The organism is Pandoraea pulmonicola (assembly GCF_000815105.2).
Classification (GTDB): domain Bacteria; phylum Pseudomonadota; class Gammaproteobacteria; order Burkholderiales; family Burkholderiaceae; genus Pandoraea; species Pandoraea pulmonicola.
The window spans coordinates 4,046,933-4,069,952 of the sequence record NZ_CP010310.2 but is presented as its reverse complement, the minus strand read 5'-3'; the positions used below and the strand labels follow the sequence as shown (position 1 = coordinate 4,069,952).

At 66.2% G+C, this 23,020-nt stretch carries 14 protein-coding genes; 6 read left to right on the top strand and 8 right to left on the bottom strand.

Annotated elements, in window-relative coordinates; genetic code table 11:
• Window positions 1-14 precede the first annotated feature (14 nt).
• The 3 genes from RO07_RS17270 to RO07_RS17260 all read left to right on the top strand — a co-directional run bounded on the left by RO07_RS17270 (window position 15) and on the right by RO07_RS17260 (window position 4,188).
• A complete protein-coding gene (locus RO07_RS17270) occupies window positions 15-3,401 on the top strand; it encodes an error-prone DNA polymerase (protein ID WP_084072669.1) in 3,387 nt (1,128 codons plus the stop codon).
• Between the two features lie 122 nt (window positions 3,402-3,523).
• Window positions 3,524-3,817, top strand: coding sequence for a type II toxin-antitoxin system RelE/ParE family toxin (locus RO07_RS17265; protein ID WP_269466449.1), 294 nt, complete (start codon window positions 3,524-3,526; stop codon window positions 3,815-3,817).
• 62 nt (window positions 3,818-3,879) lie between these two features.
• A complete protein-coding gene (locus RO07_RS17260; protein WP_039404364.1) occupies window positions 3,880-4,188 on the top strand; it encodes a HigA family addiction module antitoxin in 309 nt (102 codons plus the stop codon).
• A gap of 63 nt (window positions 4,189-4,251) precedes the next feature.
• Here the strand turns inward: RO07_RS17260 and RO07_RS17255 are convergent, their stop codons facing one another.
• The 6 genes from RO07_RS17255 to RO07_RS17225 form a co-directional block, all read right to left on the bottom strand.
• On the bottom strand, window positions 4,252-5,622 hold the full coding sequence (locus RO07_RS17255; protein WP_039404362.1) for a nucleobase:cation symporter-2 family protein: 1,371 nt from the start codon (window positions 5,620-5,622) through the stop codon (window positions 4,252-4,254).
• Window positions 5,623-6,193: 571 nt separating this feature from the next.
• Window positions 6,194-7,693, bottom strand: coding sequence for an HDOD domain-containing protein (locus RO07_RS17245; RefSeq protein WP_084072668.1), 1,500 nt, complete (start codon window positions 7,691-7,693; stop codon window positions 6,194-6,196).
• A gap of 18 nt (window positions 7,694-7,711) precedes the next feature.
• On the bottom strand, window positions 7,712-9,451 hold the full coding sequence (locus RO07_RS17240) for a putative bifunctional diguanylate cyclase/phosphodiesterase (RefSeq protein WP_052266674.1): 1,740 nt from the start codon (window positions 9,449-9,451) through the stop codon (window positions 7,712-7,714).
• Between the two features lie 531 nt (window positions 9,452-9,982).
• Entirely contained in the window at window positions 9,983-10,759 is a 777-nt protein-coding gene (gene cuyB, locus RO07_RS17235) for a cysteate racemase (protein WP_147284623.1), read from the bottom strand.
• Between the two features lie 85 nt (window positions 10,760-10,844).
• A complete protein-coding gene (locus RO07_RS17230) occupies window positions 10,845-11,747 on the bottom strand; it encodes a transporter substrate-binding domain-containing protein (RefSeq protein WP_039404358.1) in 903 nt (300 codons plus the stop codon).
• Between the two features lie 189 nt (window positions 11,748-11,936).
• Complete coding sequence (locus RO07_RS17225) at window positions 11,937-13,193, bottom strand: D-amino acid dehydrogenase (RefSeq protein WP_039412639.1); 1,257 nt, start codon at window positions 13,191-13,193, stop codon at window positions 11,937-11,939.
• A gap of 236 nt (window positions 13,194-13,429) precedes the next feature.
• On the opposite strand from RO07_RS17225, the gene RO07_RS17220 reads away from it, so the two are divergent.
• Complete coding sequence (locus tag RO07_RS17220; RefSeq protein WP_039404356.1) at window positions 13,430-14,389, top strand: LysR family transcriptional regulator; 960 nt, start codon at window positions 13,430-13,432, stop codon at window positions 14,387-14,389.
• Window positions 14,390-14,437: 48 nt separating this feature from the next.
• On the opposite strand, the gene RO07_RS17215 is transcribed toward RO07_RS17220, so the two are convergent.
• Together RO07_RS17215 and dbpA are read right to left on the bottom strand one after the other, a co-directional pair.
• The gene (locus RO07_RS17215; protein ID WP_039404354.1) at window positions 14,438-15,088 is read right to left on the bottom strand and encodes a hypothetical protein; all 651 of its coding nucleotides are present in this window, start codon (window positions 15,086-15,088) and stop codon (window positions 14,438-14,440) included.
• 90 nt (window positions 15,089-15,178) lie between these two features.
• The gene (gene dbpA, locus RO07_RS17210; RefSeq protein ID WP_039404352.1) at window positions 15,179-16,591 is read right to left on the bottom strand and encodes an ATP-dependent RNA helicase DbpA; all 1,413 of its coding nucleotides are present in this window, start codon (window positions 16,589-16,591) and stop codon (window positions 15,179-15,181) included.
• 165 nt (window positions 16,592-16,756) lie between these two features.
• On the opposite strand from dbpA, the gene RO07_RS17205 reads away from it, so the two are divergent.
• Window positions 16,757-21,856: an NAD-glutamate dehydrogenase gene (locus RO07_RS17205; protein ID WP_039404349.1), complete on the top strand. Its 5,100-nt coding sequence runs from the start codon at window positions 16,757-16,759 to the stop codon at window positions 21,854-21,856.
• 157 nt (window positions 21,857-22,013) lie between these two features.
• Window positions 22,014-23,000 (top strand): PhnD/SsuA/transferrin family substrate-binding protein, encoded by a 987-nt coding sequence (locus tag RO07_RS17200; RefSeq protein ID WP_052266671.1) that lies wholly within the window; start codon window positions 22,014-22,016, stop codon window positions 22,998-23,000.
• The last annotated feature ends 20 nt before the right edge of the window (window positions 23,001-23,020 follow it).

Here is a 23,020-nt window from a genome sequence, read left to right as displayed (position 1 = left end):
GCACCACCTGTTCCATGAATCTCGACGATTTCCTTCCCTGGCACGGCTCGACCGAAGGGCTCGCCGCCAACGACGATGCGGCATCGGACTCTCCGCGTGCGGTCGACGACGAGAGCTTGCCCGCGTATGCCGAGCTGCACTGCCTGTCGAACTTTTCTTTTCAGCGTGGGGCGTCACACCCGGAGGAACTGGTCGCGAGAGCGGTGCACCTGGGCTACACCGCGCTGGCGATCACCGACGAGTGCTCGCTAGCCGGTGTCGTGCGCGCCCGGGCCGAAGCGCAGCGGCATGCTTCACTGTCGTTGATCGTCGGCAGCGAGTTCCGTTTGACGCCCGAACATGCGCCGGCGGGGCCATCCATCACGCCGGACGCGCCTCACGGCCACGACCACGCAACCCGTGCGGCGCAAGCTGCGTTGCCCGACATCGAAACACCGATCCCCGATCTCGACGCGCTTGGCACTGTGCATCTGGTGGCGCTGGCGCAGCATCGCGAAGGCTACGGCAATCTCTCGGAGATGATCACGCATGGCCGCATGCGCGGACCGAATCGCGGCTACCGGCTGCATGCGCGGGACTTCAGCGAACCGGCGGTGGCGCAGGCGCATCTGCGCGGCTTGCCGGGTTGCCTGATCATCCTCGTGCCGGACGCCGCCGCGAGCGCCGAGCGCACGCGTGCGCAAACGCGCTGGGCGGCGCAGACGTTCGGCGAGGGACGCGTATGGCTCGCGCTCGAGCGCCGTCACCGCGCCGGCGACGACGCGCATCTGGCGCGGCTGCGCGCGATCTCGGCCGAGTGCGGCGTGCCGCTCGTTGCCACGGGGCACGCGCTCATGCACGTGCGCTCGCGCAAGCCGTTGCAGGACGTGCTCACCGCAATTGGACTGGGCAAGCCGGTGCAGGCGTGCGGACTGGCGCTCACCCCGAACGCCGAGCAGCATTTGCGCACGCGGCTGCGGCTTTCGTGGCTTTACCCGCCGGACACATTGGCGCAGACGATAGCCATTGCTTCGCGCTGCCATTTCGAATTGCTCAACTTGCGCTACGAGTATCCGGAAGAACTGGTGCCGGCCGGTCACACGCCGGTGACGTATCTGCAGCAGGAAGTGACGGCGGGGGCAAGACGTCGCTATCCGAACGGTGTGCCGCAGAAGGTGCAAGAACGCATCGATAATGAACTGGCGCTCATCAACGATCTCGAGTACGAGCCGTATTTCCTGACGGTCTACGACATCGTGAGCTACGCCCGCAGCCAGGGAATTCTGTGTCAGGGGCGAGGCTCGGCGGCCAATTCGGTCGTGTGTTACTGCCTGGGGATTACCGAGGTCAATCCGGATGAGGTGCAGTTGCTGTTCGGACGGTTCCTGTCGAAAGAGCGCCACGAGCCGCCCGATATCGACGTGGACTTCGAGCACCAGCGGCGCGAGGTTGTCATCCAGTACATCTACCGGAAGTACGGTGTGGAGCGTGCGGCACTGGCCGCGACGGTGATCTGCTATCGCATGCGCAGTGCCGTGCGCGATACGGGGCGGGCGTTGGGCATCGATCTGTCGATCGTCGAGCAGGTGGCACAGAGTCAGCAGTGGTGGGACGGTCGGGAGAACCTGCTCGCGCGCATGGCGGGCCAGGGACTCTCGCCGGATGCGCCGATCACGCGGCTGTGGGCGGATTTCGTGGAGAAGCTGATCGGTTTTCCCCGGCATCTGTCGCAGCACGTGGGGGGCTTCGTGATCTCGCGCGACAAGCTTTCTCGGCTCGTGCCGATTGCGCCGGCGGCGATGGAGAATCGCTATGTCATCCAGTGGGACAAGGACGATATCGAGACGCTCAAGCTGCTCAAGGTCGACGTGCTTGCCCTCGGCATGCTCAGTGCGTTGCGTCGCACGCTCGATCTGTTGGGCGAGTGGCGTGGCGCGCCGATGACGCTTGCCGATATTCCGCGCGAGGATCCGGCCACCTACGGCATGATTCGCCGCGCCGATACCGTGGGTGTGTTCCAGATCGAGTCGCGCGCGCAGATGAGCATGCTGCCGCGGTTGAAGCCGAAGAACTATTACGACCTCGTCGTGCAGGTGGCGATCGTGCGACCGGGGCCGATTCAGGGCGGCATGGTGCATCCGTTCCTGCAGCGCCGCGATATGAAGCCCGAGGAAATCGAATATCCGTGCGATGCGATCAGACCGGCGCTCGAGCGTACGCGGGGCGTGCCGATCTTCCAGGAGCAGGTCATGCAGATTGCGATGATCGCGGCCGACTTCTCGGCGGGAGACGCCGATCAACTGCGTCGCTCCATGGCCGCGTGGAAGCGCAAGGGCGGGCTCGAAAAATTCCAGACCCGCATCATCGAGGGCATGTTGAAGAACGGTTACCCGCGAGACTTTGCGCAAGCCATCTGCCGCCAGATCGAAGGCTTCGGCGAGTACGGTTTTCCGGAGAGTCACGCCGCGAGTTTCGCGTTGCTGGCCTACGCGAGCGCGTGGCTCAAGTGTCATGCTCCGGAGATGTTCCTGTGCGGCCTGCTCAACAGCTTGCCGATGGGGTTCTATTCGGTGTCGCAACTGGTGCAGGATGCGCGGCGGCATCGTGTGGAGGTGCGGGCGGTCGACGTATGCGTGAGCGATGTCGAGTCGCGTCCCGAGTCGCGCGTCGGACGCCATGGTGGCGCGCGTCGTCCGGCAGTGCGTTTGGGACTGTCGCTGGTGAAGGGATTGTCGGCCGAGGGTGCCAAGGCAATCGAAAGCGCGCGGCGGCAGCGGCCGTTTACCGATATCGACGACCTGGCGGCGCGTGCGGCGTTGTCGCGGCGCGACCTCGATGCGCTGGCGGCGGCCGACGCGTTATCGGCGCTGCTGGGCGGTCGTCGTCAGGCGCGCTGGACGGTGGCCGCGTGGCAGCCGCCGACGCCGTTGCTCGGCGCCACGGTCCTGCGCGATGCGACGCCGGGCAGTGCGGACGAGCAGGTGGCGTTGCCGCCAATGCTGGAGGGGCAGGACATCGTGGCCGATTATGCGAGCACGGGGTTGACGCTGCGGCGCCACCCGTTGCTGGTATTGCGCGAGAAGTTGAAACGCATGCGCGTGAAGACGGCGCGCGAACTGCAGACCGAGGGCGTGAACGGCCGTCGGGTGCGCACGGTGGGCATTGTGACGGGACGGCAGCGACCGGGCACGGCGAACGGCACGATATTCGTCTCGCTGGAAGACGAGACGGGCGTGATCAACGTGATCGTCTGGCCCGATCTGGTCGAGTCGCAGCGCAAGGAACTGCTGGCGTCGTCGCTGCTGGGGGTGGAAGGCGTGTGGCAGCGCGAGGCGCGCGTGACGCATCTGGTCGCACACCGTCTGGTCGATCTCTCGCCGATGCTGGGTGAGCTCACCCTCTCGAGTCGGAACTTTCATTGAGCGGATTTCGCTAGGATCGAAGCCTCTCAGGCCCCCCTGGCTTCGCGTGGTCCTTGCCTTTCACTCCACAATTGACATGAACGGCGCCTCGCACTAGTATTAACGCCATTCGTTAATAACGAATGACGTTATTAACCGTGATCGAAGATTTCAAATGCAGGGATACGGCGCTGTTGTTCAACGGTTGTCGGGTTACGCGCTGGCGGGCGATCGAGTTGGTAGCAACGCGAAAGCTCCAGCAGTTGCATGCGGCAGCCACGCTCGCCTTCTTGCGCGCACCCCCGGGCAATCGCCTGGAAGCTCTGAGGGGAGCACGTCTGGGGCAGTACAGCATTCGCATCAACGACCAGTGGCGACTGTGCTTTCGTTTCGACGGGGGCAACGCCTCGGAGGTCGAAATCGTGGATTACCACTGACCGAATGTGTGGGCACGTTCCGATATTTCTGCGGACTCTCTCAAGGTCGACGGAGGCCGAACATGACTCGACAAGTGCCACTCTCCACGCCGGGCGAGATTCTCGCGCAGGACTGGCTCGCCCCGATGGGCATTTCGCAATACGCGCTGGCGAAAGCCATCGACGTACCGCCGCGCCGCATCAATGAGATTGTGCTGGGCAAGCGAGCCATTACGGTCGATACGGCGCTGCGCCTGGGCGCGTTCTTTGGCGTTGACGCCCAGAGCTGGCTCAATCTTCAGAACCACTACGACACCGAAACCGCCCGCGCCGGCATGGCTGGTGTGCTGCGCGACATCAAGCGGCGTGCTCGGGAGCTGCAGGTCGGTTGAGGCCGTTGCGCGGCACGCCGCATGCGATGCGCAAGCGCGCCGGTCCGCGCACCGCCGCCTGCCTCAATGGGCGGCGTCCGCCTGTTTGCCCGCCGCCTGTGCGAGTTCGGCCGCTTCCTTCTCGCTGCGCAGGCCGTTGAAGTGTGCATTGAGCAGTACCGCGCTGATCGATGCGAGCAGAATGCCGCTGTGGAAGAACGGGGCCAGCGCGTGCGGCAGCTTCATGAAGAACTTGTCCGACGCCACCGGAATCATGCCTACGCCGATACTGATCGCGATGATGTAGAGGTTGTAGCGGTTCTTCGACAGGTCCACCGTCGAGAGAATCTTCACGCCCGTGGCCGTCACCATGCCGAACATCACGATGCCCGCGCCGCCCAGCACGAACTGCGGCACCGACGCCACCACGTGCGCCACCTTTGGGAACAGTCCGAGCACGATCAGGATCAGGCCGCCCATCGCGCACACCCAGCGGCTCTTCACCCCCGTGACACCGACCAGTCCCACGTTCTGCGAGAACGAGGTGTACGGGAACGTGTTGAAGATGCCGCCGATCAGCGTGCCCAGTCCGTCCACGCGCAAACCGCGTACCAGCGTCTTCTGATCGACCGGACGGCCGACGATGTCGCCCACGGCGAGGAACATGCCGGTCGACTCGATGAACGTCACCAGCATGACCAGCGTCATCGTGGCGATGGCAATCGCATCGAAGCGCGGCATGCCGAAGTGAAACGGCATGACGAACCCGAACCAGGGCGCCTGCGCCACACCGGCGAACGACACCTTGCCCAGTACGATCGCCACGATCGTGCCGAACAGAATGCCCAGCAGCACGGCAATGTTCGCGAAGAAGCCGCGCACGTACTTGGTGATGAACAGGATGCACAGCAACACCGCGAACGACACGCCCAGATAGAGCGGATTGCCGTAGTCCGGATTGCCGAAACCACCCGCCGCCCAGTTGATGCCGACGCCCATGAGCGAGATGCCGATCACGGTAATGACTGTGCCGGTCACCACGGGTGGAAACAGCCGCAGCAGCTTGCCGATGAAGGGGGCGATCAGGATGCCGATGATCCCCGCGGCGATCGTCGCACCATAGATGTCGAGCAGCCCGAGATCGGGATTCGTGCCGATGGCGATCATCGGCGTGACGGCGGTGAACGTGACGCCCATCATGATCGGCAGACGCAGGCCGAAGATCCACACGCCGAGCGTCTGGATGAGGGTGGCGATACCGCAGGCGAAGAGATCCGCGTTGATCAGGAATGCCACCTGATCGACCGACATCTTGAGCGCACCGCCGATGATCAGCGGCACCGCGACCGCGCCTGCATACATCACCAGCACGTGTTGCAGTCCCAGCGTGAACAGCTTGGGGAGCGGCAGGCGCTCGTCGACCGGATGCACCGGTACAGCAGCGGATTGCGTCATGTCTTCTCCTGAACCAACGGTGTGAATTGATCTACATGGCGAAACCGAGCGTAAATTTTTTACCGGGGCGCGGCGAGTCGCGTCAAAAACCGCGACGCGGATAGCGTGCGCGGGGCGATCGGCGGCCGACACAACGTCATGGAGGAAAACTGCGGTATGGCGCCATGGTACGCCTGCGCGAACCGGATGGGACCGCCGCCGCCAAAGCCTTGTGCCATATGGGGCGAGCATGGCGCCTGAGTGCCTTCGGCGGCGCGGCGGGCGAACACCGCCGCGCACGAATCGTCCTGTGCGCAACGCGTGCGACCGTTCGGCATCGGCGTCTCATATCGTTTTCGAAATACCAAAGATTGCGTTTCGCATATGAATCGCCGAGACACTGCCGCCGGCGCCGAAGCACCCGGCGCGAACGGCAATCAGTGCCGAGCCCGAACCGGGGGAATCCGCCCACGAGCCAATGCCGACGGCACACGCCATCGCGTGAAGTCAAGACGTGGATCGGTAGGCAGAGGGAAGCGGAAGACGTGGAAGAAGCGGAAGACTGACGACGAGAGACGCCGCCCGAACCGGCTCAGCGAGCGCCGGTCGTGCCCGATGATTTGCGTGCCAGCGAGTCGATGTTCGCGCCTGCGCCGGCGTTTTGCAGTGCCGCGCTTTCGAGCTTGCTGGAGATCTCTTCGCCCATGTGGTGAAGGAATTCCATTTCCTTCGCACCGATGCCGCCTGCGCACAGTGCGCCGCCCCAGTCGCCGTAGAGCAGCGCCACGGTCTGGTTGCGCTGGCGAACCGGCAGCAGGAAGAACGACTTCACGTTCGCGAAGTGCTGACGGTGCCACAGGGGAATGCGCGGCACGATGCGCGGCTCGCGCGCATTGTCGATCAGGATGGCACGACCATTGGTCAGCGCAAGATGGAAAACGTCAGGCTCGAACGCTTCGGGGAAGGTCAGGCCGAGCTGCGGCTGTACGTCGCGCCCGATGCCGAAGCGCATCTCGAAGACCTTGTTGGCGGGCGAGCGGACGAAGGCCGCGCAGTTGACGAAGCCGAGCGACTGGAGAATCGCTTCGAGCGTCAGGTTGAGCAGGCCGACGGCGTCCGTCTCGTCGGTGGCCGCGCGCACCTCGGAGAGCCCGTCGGCCAGACGTCGTACCGAGTCGAGCGGCTTGCCCGCCGGCGGCTGGCGGGTGTTCGACGCGCCGGTGCTGATCGCGATGAACTCCTGGTGGCTCGTGTCGCGCACCATCTCCTCGCCGACCGAGACCACCTCGCCGATGTCGAGCGCGAGACGGTCGGCATAGCGTTCGGCCAGTTCGGCCAGACGCGTCGGATCGGCGCCGCGCGTGAGCTCCGTCACCATCTCGTTGGACATGTTCGCCACCGCGCACAGCCAGTCGGCGTGCGAGAGCGGGGCGTTGCCGTCGAGGTCGATCGGCCGCATGCTCGTGGCAATCGACTCGGGCAGGCCCCACTTGCGGGCGGCCGCTTCGGACAATTCGGGGAACGAGATGCCGAGCACCCGCTCGCAGGCGTCGCTGTCGCTGAGGCCGTGCTGCACCGCGAGGGCCTGGATCTCGGCCCACTCGGCGGGAAAGCAATACGTCACGAGCAACCGTGCCACATGGTGGAGCAGTGTGCAGACGACGGCTTCCTCGCCGTCGCGAATGCCGTTCTTCGACGTGATGTCGCGTGCGAACGCGCCGGCGAGCGTGGCGCGAGCCAGCTCACGGGCCATGTCGTCGCGGCGCGCCGCGACTTCGCCGAAACCTTCGAGCAGCTTCAGGCTGAGCGCCAGGTGGCCGATCGTGTCGACGCCGAGAATCATGATGGCGCGCGAGACCGTCGTCACGTTGCAGCCGAACGGCGCATACATGGCGGAGTTGGCCAGGCGAATCACCTTTTGCGTGAGCGCGAAGTCCGACAGCACGGACGACGCCAGGTCGGCCGTGCTCGTGTTTTCACTTTGCATGGCGGACACGATGCCCGTGACCGAGCGCTGCAGCGACGGGAAGTCGCCTCGCTCGGCCATGCGCTGCCACAGTAATTCGAGCGTTTTTTCTTTCGTAAGGCTCATGGTAGCGGGGATGTCCGGTCAGTGGCCGACATCCACATTGAGGCGCCCGCTCGCAAAGGCAGCCTCGAGTTCTCCCGCAGGCAGGGCCTTCGACACCAGCCAGCCCTGGATGGAATGACAGCCGCGATCGATCAGCATCTGCCGTTGCTCTTCCGTCTCGACCCCCTCGGCCACCGCCGACAGACCCAGTTCGCGCGCCAACCCCAGCACGGCCGTCACGATCGTACGGTCGTTCGGTGACGTCGGCATGTCTTTCACGAAGCTGCGATCGATCTTGAGCGCGGACAGCGGGAAGCGCTTGAGGTATCCCAGACTCGAATAGCCGGCGCCGAAGTCGTCGACGGCGAAGCGCACCCCCAGCGTCTGCAACTCGCGCAGCACCAGATTGGCCTGCTCCGGGTCGCGCATGAGCACGCTCTCGGTGATTTCGAGGACCAGCCGGTGGCCTTCGACACCCGAGTCGGCAATCGCCTGCCAGACGAGGCTGGGGAACGATGGATGGTGGAACTGCTGGGCCGAGACGTTGACCGACATGTACAGCCCGTCGAGCCGGGTGCGATCCCAGCGGGCGAGCTGCATGCAGGCGGCGCGCAACGCCCAGCCGCCCAGCAGGTTGATCAGGCCATTGGCTTCGGCCAGCGGGATGAATTCGGCCGGCGACACCGGGCCGAGCGCCGGATGCCAGCGCATGAGCGCTTCGACACCTTTCACGTTCAGCGAGCTCGGGTCGCAGATCGGCTGGTAATGCAGGCTGAATTCGCCGTTGTGAATCGCCTCGAACATGGCCGATTCCAGCGAGAACGCCTTGCGGTGCAGGTTGCCCAGATCGTCCGTGTAGACGAACAGGCCGTTGCGTCCGCGATCCTTCGCGCAATACATGGCGGCGTCGGCATGCTTGATCAGCAGGCCTGCCGAGTCGCCGTGCTGCGGGAAGAACGATACGCCGATGCTCGTCGTGAGGTGCAGCAACTGGTCGCCGACCTGGAACGGTTGCTGCACGGCGGACAACAGGCGCTTCATGATGCCGGTGAGCGCCTGCTCGTTGTCGCAGCCCGGCAACACCAGCACGAATTCGTCGCCGCCCATGCGCGCGGCCATGTCGGTCTCGCGAATCTGGGCGATCAGGCGCTGGCCGGCGTCGCGCAGCAACTGATCGCCGACATCGTGGCCGAGTGAATCGTTGACCTTCTTGAAGCCGTCCAGATCGAGCAGGGCGACGGCGAAGTTCGGGCCGCCTTCCCGGGCGTGCTGGATCGCCTCGGCGATGCATTGCTGGATGTACTGACGGTTGCCCAGCCCGGTCACCGCGTCGCGCACGGCCAGATCGGAAAGGCGCGCCTCGTTTTCCTTGAAGGCGGTGATGTCTTCGCCGTGCACAAGGAAGGTGGCGCCGGCGCCGGCGATGCGAGGCGTGTACTGGGCAATGCGCAGCCGCATCCACATCCGGTCGGTCAGACCGCGCAGCAGGCGCACCGTGCATTGCTGGGGGCCGAGGGTCTGGGCGGCGGCGAAGGCGTCCTGCAGCAACGGCACGTCCTCGATGCCCGTCAATTCGAACAGCGTGGCGTGGTCGATGTACTCGCGCGAGTACTCGAGCAGACGCAGGGAAGCTTCGGCAATGAAAAGGAAGCGGCCGTCGGCAGCGACATGCGCCGAGAGTCCGCCGGTCAGCTCGACCAGCGCCCGGGACAGTGCCGGGGCCGGCGCCGGGGCGATGGCCTCGGCGATTGCCGGCGCCAGGGTCGAAGGTTCGACCAAGGGCACACCGGCTGGGAGTCGATCTGAACTCATTGTTGTTGTCTGTGCTTGCATCACGTTGAGCGCGCTGCCGCTCATGTGCTTCCCCGTTCAGGCAAACGCGCTCTTGGCCGGACGGCAGTCCGGCAGGTGTCCGATGGATTGTGGGCCATTATAGCCAAAGACGCCAGCGAATTTGGTGGCTGCAATCCCCGTTTAATGCCGCTTTCCACAGGTTTTCCCTTGTGGGTTTTTTTCTGACAAGGCAAGCGGGATCTTTTCCTGCGTCGCTGCTGGCGTTTGGCCGGCATTGCGCCCGAGAGCTCCCGTCGATCCTCGCTTCGGCACGCCGATGCACCGGCCGACGCGATTGCCCTGCGAGCGCCAGTCTACCCAAGCCTGACGCACTTGCGGGGGACGCAATCGTGGATTTTGTCATTGCAGCGCAACATCGCGCCCGTCGCGGCGAGACGACCGCGGTGCCGCGGGACGGCGCGCGACGGGCCAGGCGACGGGAGCGGCGCCCGCCCCCGGGCCGCGACCGGGAGACGGTCAGGCGTGCGTAATGTCGTGCGTAATGTCGGACGTAAGGTCGGATGAAATGCCGGCCGTGGTGACGTCGTGGGTCAGCGACCAGGCGATGCAGGCGCGCGCCAGGGCGGCGGAGGCGTCGAGGCCGAAGCGCGCGAGCGGCGTCTCGACGGCGGCCAGTGCCACCGGGATTTCGGTGCAACCGAGGATGACGCGTTGCGCGCCCGCCGCCAGCAGCGGTTCCATGGCCATGGCGAGCGCTTCGCCGCCGTGGCGAACGTCGCCGGCCTTGGTGAGACGAATGCCTTCGTTGACCAGCGCCTGATGCGCGAGCGGTTGCGCGGGGGTGACGAAGCGGTAGCCCAACGCTTCGAGCCGGGGGCGATAGACGTTGGCGTGGTGCGTGCCTTCGGTCGCCAGCAGGCCGATGCGCGAGCCGGGTGCGACGCATCGGGACAGCTCGCCAGCCACGGCTTCGACCACGTCGAGCACCGGCAGGCGGGTGCGGTTGCGCAGCGCCTCGAGCCAGGCGTGGGCCGTGTTGCACGCAATGGCGATGCACTCGGCGCCCGATTGCTCCAGGGCGTGAACGCCGTCGAGCATGCCGTCGAGCGGCGAGTCGCCGTCGCGCAGCAGCGCTTCGGTGCGGTCGGGAATCTGGGGGACCGAGTACAGGATGAACGGGATGTGATCCTGATCGCGCTCGGCGGGGTGTTGCTCGACGATCTTGCGGCAGAGGTCGATGCCTGCGGCGGGCCCCATGCCGCCGAGGATGCCGAGCGTGGCGTGCGAATTCATGATGATGGCAATCAGCGGGAACGGCAAAAGGCGGAACCGTGCCGCGCAGGGGCCGCGGCCCCCGCACGACAACCTTCCGTCAGGATCAGTCGTAGGCCTTCGTGATCGGATCCTTGAACATGGCCCGCATTTCCGGTGTCATCGGGTAGTTCATGTTCTGGTTCTTCGGCGGCACCGGCTGCGTGAACCACTTGTTGTACAGCTTCTCCATTTCGCCCGACTTTTCCATGTCGGCAATGACCGTGTTCACGACCTTCGTGAACGCCGGGTCGTCCTTGCGCAGCATGCACGCGTAGTTTTCGAATTGGAGGTTCGGGCCGACGATCTCATAGCCCTTGGCCTCGTCGGTCGACAGCGCGGCGCGCTGACCGTAGAGCAGCGGCTCGTCCATCACGAAGGCCACGGCACGGCCTTGCTTGACGGTCAGGAAGCCGTCCGAGTGTTCCTTCGTCTGGATCAGGTTGAAGCCGACTTCGCCCTTCTTGCCCGACAGAATGCGGTCGGCGGTCGTGCCGGCCGTCGTGGCGATGGTCTTGCCCTTGAGGCTGTTCAGGTCGGTGATGCCCGAGCCCGTCTTGGCGATCATCTTGATCGAGTACAGGAAGATGTTGTGCGAGAAGCCGACTTGCTTGGCGCGCTCGAACGTGTGCGTGGTCGAGCCGCATTCCAGGTCGATCGTGCCGTTCTGCATCAGCGCGATGCGGTTCTGCGAGGTGATCGGCGTTTCGGTGACCTTCAGGTTCGGCGCATTGAGTTCCTTCTTGACCGCGTCCACGATCTTGAGCGCGATTTCCTGCGAGTAGCCGATGGTCTTGCCGGTGTTGTCCGTGTAGGAGAACGGAATCGACGACTCGCGCACGCCGAGCGCGATCACGCCCGTGTCCTTGATCTTCTTGAGCGTGCCGGTGAGCTCCTGCGCGCTGGCAGTGTGAGCAAACAGGCTGGCGGCGGCGCTGACGAGCAGCAGGGGAGCAAACAGCTTCTTCATGGTCTCTGTCCTATCGGAAGTGAATGGCACGGTGGTCCGCGCCGTTGGAATGTCAAAACCCAAACCACTGGTACAACCCGGCACACGCACCCATCGGTCCCCGTGGGAGTGATGCAATCGTTTTGCGTGCGTACTACAACCCCAAACCGTCTCGCGGCCGGGCGGCCCGTCATGTTCGGGCACGCGTGCTCACGCGGCCAGACGGGCAAACCCTGCCAGATCGACGGCGGGGCGCTTGCCGTCGATCGCGTCGGCGACGACGCGCGCGGCGCCCATCGACAACGTGAAACCCAATCCGCCGTGGCCGACGTTCAGCCACAGATTGCCCAGCGACGCGGCGCGCCCGAGAATCGGTCGGCCGTGCGGCGTGGCCGGACGCATGCCGGTCCACTCTTGCGGAGCCTGCGCGCCGCCCAGTGCGGGGAAGAGTCCCGCCGAGAGGGTGCGCAGCGCGTCGATGCGATGCGCGGCAATCCGATAGTCGTACCCGACCAGATCGGCAATGCCGGCCACCCGCAAGTGCTCGCCGAGGCTGGCGTACACCACCTTGTTGTCGGCATCGGTCACGGACACCTGCGGGCGCGCGTCGACCGGTGCGTCGCGATACGTCAGGCTGTAGCCCTTGAGCGGATACAGCGAAATAGACTCGCCTACGGTGCGCAGCAGCGGCATGGCGGCCAGGCCGTTCGCGACGACGCAGGCGTCGAGCGCGACGTCGCCGGTGCGCGTGCGGACGGCCCGCACGGCGTCGCCGCGCACGTCGAAGCCGCTCACTTCGCGATCGAACAACAGCGCGCCGCGCGGGTGCTCGCCGATGAGTCGCGCGAGTTCCTTGCACAGCAACTGGCAGTCGCCGGTGCCTTCGCCCGGCGTATGAATGCCGCCGGCGAGTTCGCCGGCGATCTTGCCCAGCGCCGGTTCGAGCGTGGCGCACGTCGCGGCGTCGACACGTCGCTGGGTGTAGCCCAGACCGTTGGCCAGTTCGAGCGAGCGTTCGGCCGCGGCGAGTTTGGCGGCGTCGCGATACACCACGAGCTTGCCGCTCAGGCGGTAGTCGAACGACACCGATTCCTGCGCCAGAAATTCGAGCATCACCTCGCGGCTATGCAGTCCCAGCGAGAGCAGACGCAGCGTGGAGCTGGCATTCGCCTGCGCATTGCAGTGCTTGACGAACTCGATGGACCAGCGCCAGAAGTCCGGGTCGAACGACGGCTTGATGCGCAGCGGACCGGTGCGGGAAAACAGCAGCGACGGCAACTGCGAGAGCACGCCCGGGGCGGCGAGCGGCGACACGTAGCCGTAGCTCAGCTGGCCGCCGTTGGCGAAGCTCGTACCGAGACCCGGACCGCGTCCGGCGTCGATGACCGTGACCTCGTGGCCTGCGCGCAGCAATTGATACGCGCTGGCGAGGCCGACGATGCCCGCCCCGATGACTCCAATATGCATGACGATGAATGACAACCAAAAACGCAATGAAAAGCAAGGCGGGAAAAATATTCGCAGCGGGAGGACGGGGGCCTTGCGGCAGTGTCCGGCGGTGCTTTTTTTACGCGACCTTTGCTACGCAGTGTAGAGCGAGAAAATTCGGTAACCTATGCGGATTTGAGGCAGCATATGTCTTTTGGCTATAGAGTCGGCGTCATGGCCGGTCCGGCGGATATCGAGGGGAGACGAGCGCAGGCATGAAATTGCGGCATATCGAGACGTTTCGCGCGGTGGTGCTGACCGGTTCGGCCAGCGGCGCGGCGCAGTTGCTCAACGTATCGCAACCCGTCGTCTCGCGCGTGTTGCAGCATGCCGAGCAGCAACTGGGCTTCAAGCTGTTCGACCGGGTGAAGGGCCGTCTCGTGCCCACGGCCGAGGCGCGTCGCCTCTACCCGGACGTCGAGCGTATCTTCAGCGACCTGGAAAGGCTGCGCACGACATCGCGCAATCTGCGCCAGCACGGCGTGGGGCATCTGCGCATTGCAGCCACGCCGAGCCTCGCGCAAAGCCTGTTGCCCGCCGCCATCGAGCGCATGCGCCGCGCGCATCCGGACGTCGTGTTCGAGCTCATCACCCATCACACCACCGAGATGATCACGGCGATTCTCACGTCCTCCGTGGACGTGGGCATCGTTTCCGCGCCGCCGATGGCCGCCGGTATCGTGAGCCGTCCGGTGGCGCAGGGGCATATCGTGCTGGCGGTGCCGTCGTCGTGGCCGAAACTCTCGCGCAAGGGCAAGGCGAGCGCCGATGCGCTGGCCGGCCGCGATCTCATCAAACTCCATGACGACACGCCGCTCGGCGCGCTCATCAACGAGCGCCTGGAGCAGACCGAGTTGCTGCAGGACGCCGAAGTGATGGTGCAGACGTACTCGCTGGCGGCGGCCCTCGTCGAGCATGGGCTCGGCTACGCGCTGCTCGACCAGTTCACGGCGGCCAGCGCGCATGGGCAGTCGCAGCAACTGTATCGCGTGGCGCCGGCCATCGAATTCCCGGTGGAGATGTTGCGCCCGGCGCACGAACCCGAGTCGGTGCTGGCCGACACATTGCGGCGGCATCTGGCCGACGTGGCCGGCGAGCTCAGCGTGCGCGCCGACGCCCTGTGCGAGGGCCGCGAGATCGTGCTCGCGCCCGGCGACGAGCCGGACGAGGCGTAAGCCGGCCGCCGGGCATTCGCCCCATGTCCGATACCGATAGGCACGCGCTCATCGGCAGACGGGTTGGCTTCTCACTTCGTAGTAGGTGAACGGCTGCGGCTGGAGCTTGTCGGCGAGCGACGGATAATTCGCCTGCACGAAGCGCCGCGCCCCCGCCATGTCGAACGCCGTGCGCAGCCAGACCTGGCCGTCGTGGCTGTCGAGGCCCAGCGTACCCGCATAGATCACATCGCCCCGGCGCACCTGTACCGTGGGCACCTTGCGTCCCTTGCAGTAGTTGAAACGGTAGCTGTTGTCGGCCGGGGTGAACTCGATCGGTCCGAAGCGCTCGTTGCGCATGAGCGGCGAGACGCGCATCGCGATGAAGCCGCGCGTCGGCGGATTGGTGTTGAGCGTGCGGATGACCTTGTTGGCGAGAATGCCGTTGACCGTCTGCGATTCGTCGGAGAAGGTCCACGGCCCCCAGGTGCTCTGCAGCGGCGTGTCGAGCCCGACGATCACGAGCGCGTATTCATCCAGCGTGTCTTCGGTGAGCGGCGGATTGGGCGGCACGCCCTTGCTGGCGCAGGCGCTCAGCAGCGTGGCGCAGGCGAGGGCCGCGAGCGAAGTGAGCGATGCAGGCGATGCGAGCGATGCGGCTGGCGGGGCGGCCGTGCGCCGCGCGACAGGAAAAAACCACAGGGTACGCAGTGACCTCATTGCAGCCTCCTTCTCGCGCGGTTCGCGGAGCACGCCCGGGGACGGTACTGACGAAGCGGTGAAGCCGTGAGTCGGTGAAGCGCGCTGGCGTCAGTCCTGCAGGAATCTTACCTTGACCTTGCGGCCCTTGACGCGGCCGTCGCTCAGCTTGCGCAGCGCCACGGGGGCGATGTCGCGATCCACGGCAATATACGTGAAGTTGTCGAGCACGTTGATCTTGCCGATCTGCGTGGCGGCAAATCCCGCTTCGCCAGTGAGTGCGCCCAGCACGTCGCCGGGGCGGATCTTGTCCTTTTTGCCGCCGAGCATCTGGATCGTCACCATGGGCGGCAGCAGATGGCCGCTGCCCGAAGGCGTGAGTTCCGAGAGCTTGTGCCACGGCACTTCGCGCCCCAGCGCCGCTTCGATATTGCCCACGCGGCCCATCTCGTCCATGGTGGCGAGGCTGAACGCCCAGCCGTCCTCGTCGGCGCGGCCCGTGCGGCCAATGCGGTGCACGTACACCTCGGGATCGGGCGTCACGTCCACGTTGATCACCGCTTCGAGCTGGGCGATGTCCAGCCCGCGCGCGGCCACGTCGGTTGCCACCAGCACCGAGCAACTGCGATTGGTGAACTGGATCAGCACCTGGTCGCGCTCGCGCTGTTCGAGCTCGCCGTGCAGCATCAGCGCGTGAAAGCCTTCGGCGCGCAGCACATCGGTGAGATCTCGGCATTGCGCGCGCGTGTTGCAGAACGCGATGGTGCTCACCGGGCGGAAGTGGTCCAGGATCTGGCCCACGGCGTGTAGACGCTCCTCGTCGCGCACCTCGTAGAAGCGTTGGCGGATCTTGCTGGCGTCGTGCTTCTCTTCCAGACGGATCTCGCGCGGCGTGCGCAGCAGGCGCTGTGCGAGCTTGCCGATGCCTTCGGGATACGTGGCGGAGAAGAGCAGTGTCTGGCGCGAGGCGGGGGTTTGCCGTGCGACCGTGGCGATGTCGTCGAAGAAGCCCATGTCGAGCATGCGGTCGGCTTCGTCGAGCACCAGCGTCTTGACGCCGGCGAGCGAGAGGGTGCCGCGCTCGAGGTGATCCATGATGCGGCCCGGCGTGCCGACCACGACGTGCGCGCCGTGGGCGAGGCTCTCGGCCTGCGGGCGCAGCGGCGAGCCGCCGCACAGCGTCAGGACCTTGATGTTGTCTTCGGCGCGCGCGATGCGTCGCACTTCCTGTGCGACCTGCTCGGCGAGCTCTCGCGTGGGGCAGAGTACGGCGGCCTGCACGGCAAAGTCGCGGGCGTCGACGCGTTGCAGCAGGCCCAGCGAGAATGCGGCGGTCTTGCCGCTGCCGGTCTTGGCCTGCGCGATGATGTCGTGTCCGGCGAGGATCTCGGGCAGCGACGCCTGCTGGATGGGCGTCATCGAGACGTAACCGAGCCGTGCGAGGTTCTCCTGCATGGCAGGCGAGAGCGGCAGGCTCGAGAAGGGGGCGCTGTCGTTGCGCGAATCGGTGGCTTTTGAGGTCATGCGCAATTATACCGACGGCGCCGACCGTGCCGATGCTATCGGGCGCCTCCGAGCGCGCCGGCCGCACCGGCGGGCACGGGGGAAACCGCCGTTGCCAGCCCGGGGCCGCCGGGCGTAGCATGGCCTTGCCTGCCGATGTCTCGTCCATTCCCGCAGAGGTTGCCCATGCCCGCGAATCAGGAAGAGAAAGTCCGCCAGCACATGGTGGAAGTCGTAGCGATGGCCACCGAGCGCGCGCCCGAGGTGGCCGTGCTGTTCGAGCCCTTCGTCCTGCATTATTACGAACTGGCCGATGCCGACGACGTCGTCTCGCGAAGCGTCGCCGATCTGTATGGCGCCGCGATGGCGCACTGGCAACTGGGTCAGAAATTCGTCTCCGGCGAGCCGCGCATCCGCATCTACAACCCCACGCTCGATCAGCATGGCTGGCATTGCGGCCATACGGTGATCGAGATCGTCAACGACGACATGCCGTTCCTCGTCGATTCGGTGACGATGGAAATCAACCGGCAGGGCCTGGCGCTGCACTCCGCGTTTCACCCCGTCTACCGCGTCCGCCGCGACGCCTCGGGCAAACGCATTGCCGTGGCGCCGGGCGCAGGTCTGCAACGCGCCGGTGCGTCGACCCATGCGGTTGCGCAGAGCGCGGTGGCCAATGCCGGCGCCGACGTGGGCGCTTTGCTGGCCGGGGCGGAATCCGGGGAGTCGGGCGCGGCCGGCCGCAATGGGCATGTGAGTGGCGCCGGCGGGGCGGCGGCGGACGGCAGCCGCTTCGAGTCGTACATCCATATCGAGGTCGACCGCTTTTCCGAACCCGAGCGAATCCAGGCGCTCGCCGACGGTCTGCAGCGGGTGCTGGGCGACGTGCGCGCGGCCGTCGACGACTGGCGGGCCATGCAGGCCGCCGCCCACGCCGCCATCGAATCGCTCGCCGAGCGTGCCGCGCACACGGGCGTAGGCGAGCAGGAGCGCACGGAAATCGACGAAGCACAGGCGTTTCTCGACTGGATGCTGGCGCGGCACTTCACGTTCCTTGGCTATCGCGATTACGAGCTGGTCGAGCGCGATGGCGAGCATTACCTGCAGGGGGTGGCGGGCACCGGCCTCGGCGTGCTGCGCGAATCGCGGCGCGACGCCTCGACGCCCGACATCACCCGGCTTTCCCAGGGCGCCATCGGCATCGTCCGGGCGAGTGCGCCGATCTTTCTGACGAAGGCCAACTCGCGCGCGACCGTTCATCGTCCCGGTTATCTCGACTACGTGGGCGTGAAGCGCTTCGATGCGCAGGGGCGCGTGTGCGGCGAACGGCGTTTCCTCGGCCTCTACACGTCCACCGTCTACATGGTGCCGGCCGAGGAGATCCCGCTCGTGCGCCGCAAGGTCGCCGAGGTGATCGGGCGCACGGGCTTCCTGCCGAACGGGCATCTGGCCAAGACGCTCGTCACGATCCTCGAGCAATACCCGCGCGACGAACTGTTCCAGATCGATGTCGATCAACTGGCCGACATCGCGCTGGGCATTCTGCGTTTGCAGGAGCGCCAGCGTACGCGGCTCTTCGTGCGGCGCGACCGCTTCGATCGCTACGTGTCGTGCCTCGTGTTCGTGCCGCGCGAGAAGTTCAATACCGACTTGCGCGTTCGCGTGCAAAACCTGTTGCAGACGGCCTATCACGGCACCAGCGTGGAATTCACACCGCAACTGTCCGAGTCGATGCTCGCGCGCATCCACATCACCGTGCGCACCGAGCCGGGCCATGTGCCGGACGTCGATGTCGGCGAGCTCGAAGCGCGCATCGTCGAGACGGCGCGCCGCTGGCAGGACGACCTGTCCGACGCCTTGCGCGAGCAGCTCGGCGAGGAGCGCGGCACGCGCGCGCTGCGACGCTATGCGCAGGCCTTCCCTGCTGGCTACCGCGAGGACTACGCCGCACGTGTCGCGGTGCGCGACGTCGAGCTAATCGAGCCGCTGCTGAACAAGGCGCCGGCCGCGCCTGCCGGATCGGCGGCGTCATCGTCGACCTCTTCGGCATCTTCGGTCTCTTCGGCGTCCGCCCTGGCCATGCAGCTTTACCGGCCGCTGGAAGCCGCCCCTGGCACGCTGCGATTCAAGATCTACCAGGTGGGGGAGCCCATCGCGCTCTCGCGCAGCCTGCCGATGCTCGAGCACCTGGGCGTGCAGGTAAACGACGAGCGTCCCTATCGCATCGAGCCGGCGGATGCCAGTGTCGTATGGATGCACGACTTCGGCATGACGAGCCTCGACGGGGCCGACGTCGATCTGGAGCATGCACGTTCGCGCTTCGAGGACGCGTTCGCTCGCATCTGGGCGGGCGACGTGGAGAACGACGACCTCAACAGGCTCGTGTTGCAGGCCATGCTGACGTGGCGCGAGGTGCGCATTCTGCGTGCGTACGCCAAGTACATCCGCCAGGTCGGTTCCACGTTCAGCAATGCGTACATCGAGAACGCGCTCACGGGGAATCCGTCGATTGCCGGCATGCTGGTGCGTCTGTTCCTGGCGCGCTTCGACCCGGCCCTCGGCGAGGACGCCCGCGCCTCGCACGCCGAGCGTTTGCGCGCGCAGATCCATGCCGCGCTCGAGGACGTGCCGAATCTCGACGAGGATCGCATCCTGCGTCAGTTCCTCGGCGTTCTCGAAGCCACGCTGCGCACCAACTACTTCCAGCCGGACAAGGACGGTCTCACGCAGAAGCCCTATCTGTCGTTCAAGTTCGATCCGTCGAAAGTGCCGGGATTGCCCGAGCCGAAGCCGATGTTCGAAATCTGGGTGTACTCGCCGCGCGTCGAGGGCGTGCATCTGCGCGGTGGCCGCGTGGCGCGGGGTGGACTGCGCTGGTCGGACCGGCGCGAGGACTTCCGCACCGAAGTGCTGGGTCTGGTGAAGGCGCAGATGGTGAAGAACACCGTCATCGTGCCGGTGGGCTCGAAGGGCGGTTTCGTGGTGAAGCAGCCGCCGCCGTCCTCGGATCGCGACGCCTATCTGGCCGAAGGCGTGGCGTGCTACCAGACCTTCCTGCGCGGGCTGCTCGACCTGACTGACAACTATGTCGACGGCCGGCTCGTCGCGCCGCCGAACACCGTACGCGTGGATGGCGACGATCCCTATCTGGTCGTGGCCGCCGACAAGGGCACGGCGACTTTCTCCGATTACGCGAACGCGATCTCGGCGGAGTACGGCTTCTGGCTGGGCGATGCCTTCGCTTCGGGCGGCTCGGTCGGGTACGACCACAAGAAAATGGCGATCACGGCGCGCGGCGCGTGGGAGTCGGTCAAGCGGCACTTCAGCGAAATGGGCGTCGACACGCAGACGCAGGACTTCACCGTGGTCGGTATTGGCGACATGTCGGGCGACGTCTTCGGCAACGGCATGCTGCTCTCGAAGCACATCCGGCTCATGGCCGCGTTCGATCATCGGCATATCTTCCTCGATCCGTCGCCCGATGCGGCGACCTCGTTCGCCGAGCGCGAGCGTCTGTTCCAACTGCCGCGCAGCAGCTGGGCCGACTACGACACGCGGCTGATTTCGGCGGGCGGCGGCGTGTTTCCCCGTACGGCGAAGGTCATTGCGCTCTCGCCGCAGGTGCGTGAGTGGCTCGGTACCGAAGCGACCGAGATGACGCCGAACGATCTGTTGCGCGCGTTGCTCACGGCGAGCGTCGATCTGCTCTACAACGGCGGCATCGGCACCTATGTGAAGGCGAGCACGGAGACGCACGCCCAGGTCGGCGATCGCGCCAACGACGGTTTGCGCGTGAACGGCGCGGAGCTGCGCTGCAAGGTGGTGGCCGAGGGCGGCAACCTGGGGCTCACGCAGCTCGGGCGCATCGAATATGCGCAGCACGGCGGCCGCATCAACACCGACGCCATCGACAACTCGGCCGGCGTCGACTGCTCCGACCACGAGGTCAACATCAAGATTCTGCTGGGCCTCGTGGTGACCGACGGCGAAATGACGCTCAAGCAGCGCAACGCGCTGCTCGCCGAGATGACCGAAGAGGTCGGCATGCTCGTCCTGCGCGACAACTATCTGCAGACGCAGGCGCTGTCGCTCGGGCGGTTGCACGCGGCAGCGTCGCTCGATGGCGATGCACGTTTCATGCGGTACCTGGAGCGGGCGCAGCGGCTCGCGCGCGCCATCGAATTTCTGCCTGACGACGAGACGCTCGACTCGCGCCGCGCCGCGGGCGCGGGCCTCACGTCGCCCGAGCGTGCGGTGTTGATGGCGTACAGCAAGATGTGGCTGTACGACGTACTGCTCGCGAGCGATTTGCCCGACGCCGATTTCGTCGCGGAGGATCTGCCGTCGTACTTCCCGACGCCGCTTGCCAGCCGTTGCGGCGCGGCGATGCTGCGCCACCCGCTCAAGCGCGAGATTCTCGCCACGATGCATGCGAATGCGCTCGTCAATCGGGCGGGCGTGACGTTCGTGCATCGGTTGAGCGAAGAGACGGGGGCCGAGCCGGCCGATGTCGTGCGGGCCAGTCTGGCGGCGCGCGGCGCGTATGGCCTCGACGCCCTGTGGCGGGAGATCGACGCGCTCGACGCCCAGGTCTCGCACGAGACGCAGGCGGCGCTTTTCGCGGCCGTTTCGCAGTGGCACGAGCAGGCGACGTTGTGGTTCCTGCGCCGGCGCCTCACCGACGTGCCGCAGACGGTCGAGCGCCTGCGCGGCGTGCTCGATCCGATCCTGCCGACGCTCGATACGCTGGTGAGCGGCGAGGCGGCGGACGAGGCGCGCGCACGGCGGCAGAGCATGATCGACGCCGGCGTGCCGGCCCCGCTCGCGCAGACGGCGGCGGACATCGGCGCGCGCGTGGCGTTGCTCGACATTGCCGAAGTGGCGAGCACCAGTGGGTGCGAGCCGGCGCTGGCCGCGCAGGTGTATTTCGCGCTCGATGCACCGCTCGGCTATGGCTGGCTGCACGCGGGCGTGCTGGGGCTGCCGATGCTCACGCACTGGCAGCGGCTCGCTCGCGCGACCTTGCTGGAAGAGCTGTCGGTGTTGCGGCGGCGTCTGACGGCGAGCGTGCTGGCGCTTGACGAGGCGGACGGCGCCGGCGCGGCGTCGGCCCTGGAAGGCGCCGACATGAGTCCGGCGGCCCGGCGCGTTGCACGCTGGCAGCTCGCGCATGCCGATGCGCTGGCGCGCTACCACCGCGTGCTTGCCGACCAGGTGGCGGCGGGCAACGCCGATCTGGCCATGCTTTCGGTGAGCCTCAAGGCGCTGGCGGAAGTGGGGCGTTGAGCCTGATGGATTGCATATCGAGGCGACGTGGGATTCCTTGCCTGAAATGATTGGTTGGGCGTTCGCCATGCGGGTGATGTAATCGGCGCGGTTATTCGTATTTCGCCGCTGAGGTCATCCCGTGGGTCGCAGACGTTTTCTTTCGAGCACACTTCGTTTGGCGGGGGCTGTCGCGCTTGGCGCGCCGCCGCTGGCAGTCTCTTCGCTCGCCTATTCCCGTGAGGGTTCGGCTTCCGCTTCGGCCATCCCTGCGGGCGTGACGCTGCGCGTCGGCCTCGCGAGTCGCCTCGGGCCCGACGTCCAGTTGCAGATCGCAGGCGCATTGCGCGACCTGCCGTATCGCATCGAATGGGCCAGCTTCGATGCGGCGCCGCCCGCGCTCGAAGCGTTGCTGGGCGGGCACATCGATGTCTTTTCCGGGGGCGACACGCCGACGCTGGCCATCGCTTCACGCCCTGGCAGCGCCTTCGTCGTCGGCGCGCAAAACAACGGGTTGTACGGTGCGCTGCTCGTGCGCGGCGATTCGCCGCTGCGTCAGGTGTCGGAACTCAAGGGCAAGCGCGTTGCGGTCTTTCGCGGTTCGGGGTTCCACAACAGCCTGGTGTCGATCGTCGAGCAGGCCGGGTTGCGCTGGCAGGACATCGAACCGGTTTATCTGACGCCTGCCGATGGACTGTCCGCGCTCGTCGCGGGCAAGGTCGACGCCTGGGGCATCTGGGATCCGAACGCCGCCATTGCACAGCGTCAGTACGGCGCGCGTATTCTCGCCACGCCGCAGCGTCTGTCCTATTCGTTCCAGTTCGCTAGCCGGTCCGTGCTGCAGGACGAAGCGCGGCGCGCCGCATTGCAGGACTACCTCGTGCGGGCGCAGACGGCAGCGGACTGGGTGCGGGCACATCCACAGGCGTGGGCCGGCAAACAGATCGAGGCCGCGCGCTTGGCCCTCGATGCCGCAACCCTTGCGGCGAGCCGCACCGGTGGGCAATTCACGCCCATCGACGACACCCTCATCGCCACCGTGCAGCAGGAGGCTGACCGTTTCGCTTCGCTTGGCATCATCGCGCGCGCCGTCGATGTGCGGCCCGTCTTCGATGCCCGTTTCAACACCGTGCTGGCGGCCGCGTCCGGCAGGGCGACGGCCTGACGTCGTCGTTCAACGCGATT

Excerpts from the sequence above, each read along its gene's own strand:
- RO07_RS17230 (WP_039404358.1), bottom strand. The coding sequence starts at position 11,747 with ATGAAGAAGCTGTTTGCTCCCCTGCTGCTCGTCAGCGCCGCCGCCAGC.
- RO07_RS17255 (WP_039404362.1), bottom strand. The coding sequence starts at position 5,622 with ATGACGCAATCCGCTGCTGTACCGGTGCATCCGGTCGACGAGCGCCTG.
- RO07_RS17205 (WP_039404349.1), top strand. The coding sequence starts at position 16,757 with ATGCCCGCGAATCAGGAAGAGAAAGTCCGCCAGCACATGGTGGAAGTC.
- RO07_RS17225 (WP_039412639.1), bottom strand. The coding sequence starts at position 13,193 with ATGCATATTGGAGTCATCGGGGCGGGCATCGTCGGCCTCGCCAGCGCG.
- dbpA (WP_039404352.1), bottom strand. The coding sequence starts at position 16,591 with ATGACCTCAAAAGCCACCGATTCGCGCAACGACAGCGCCCCCTTCTCG.
- RO07_RS17265 (WP_269466449.1), top strand. The coding sequence starts at position 3,524 with ATGACGTTATTAACCGTGATCGAAGATTTCAAATGCAGGGATACGGCG.
- RO07_RS17215 (WP_039404354.1), bottom strand. The coding sequence starts at position 15,088 with ATGAGGTCACTGCGTACCCTGTGGTTTTTTCCTGTCGCGCGGCGCACG.
- RO07_RS17220 (WP_039404356.1), top strand. The coding sequence starts at position 13,430 with ATGAAATTGCGGCATATCGAGACGTTTCGCGCGGTGGTGCTGACCGGT.
- RO07_RS17270 (WP_084072669.1), top strand. The coding sequence starts at position 15 with ATGAATCTCGACGATTTCCTTCCCTGGCACGGCTCGACCGAAGGGCTC.
- RO07_RS17260 (WP_039404364.1), top strand. The coding sequence starts at position 3,880 with ATGACTCGACAAGTGCCACTCTCCACGCCGGGCGAGATTCTCGCGCAG.
- cuyB (WP_147284623.1), bottom strand. The coding sequence starts at position 10,759 with ATGAATTCGCACGCCACGCTCGGCATCCTCGGCGGCATGGGGCCCGCC.
- RO07_RS17245 (WP_084072668.1), bottom strand. The coding sequence starts at position 7,693 with ATGAGCCTTACGAAAGAAAAAACGCTCGAATTACTGTGGCAGCGCATG.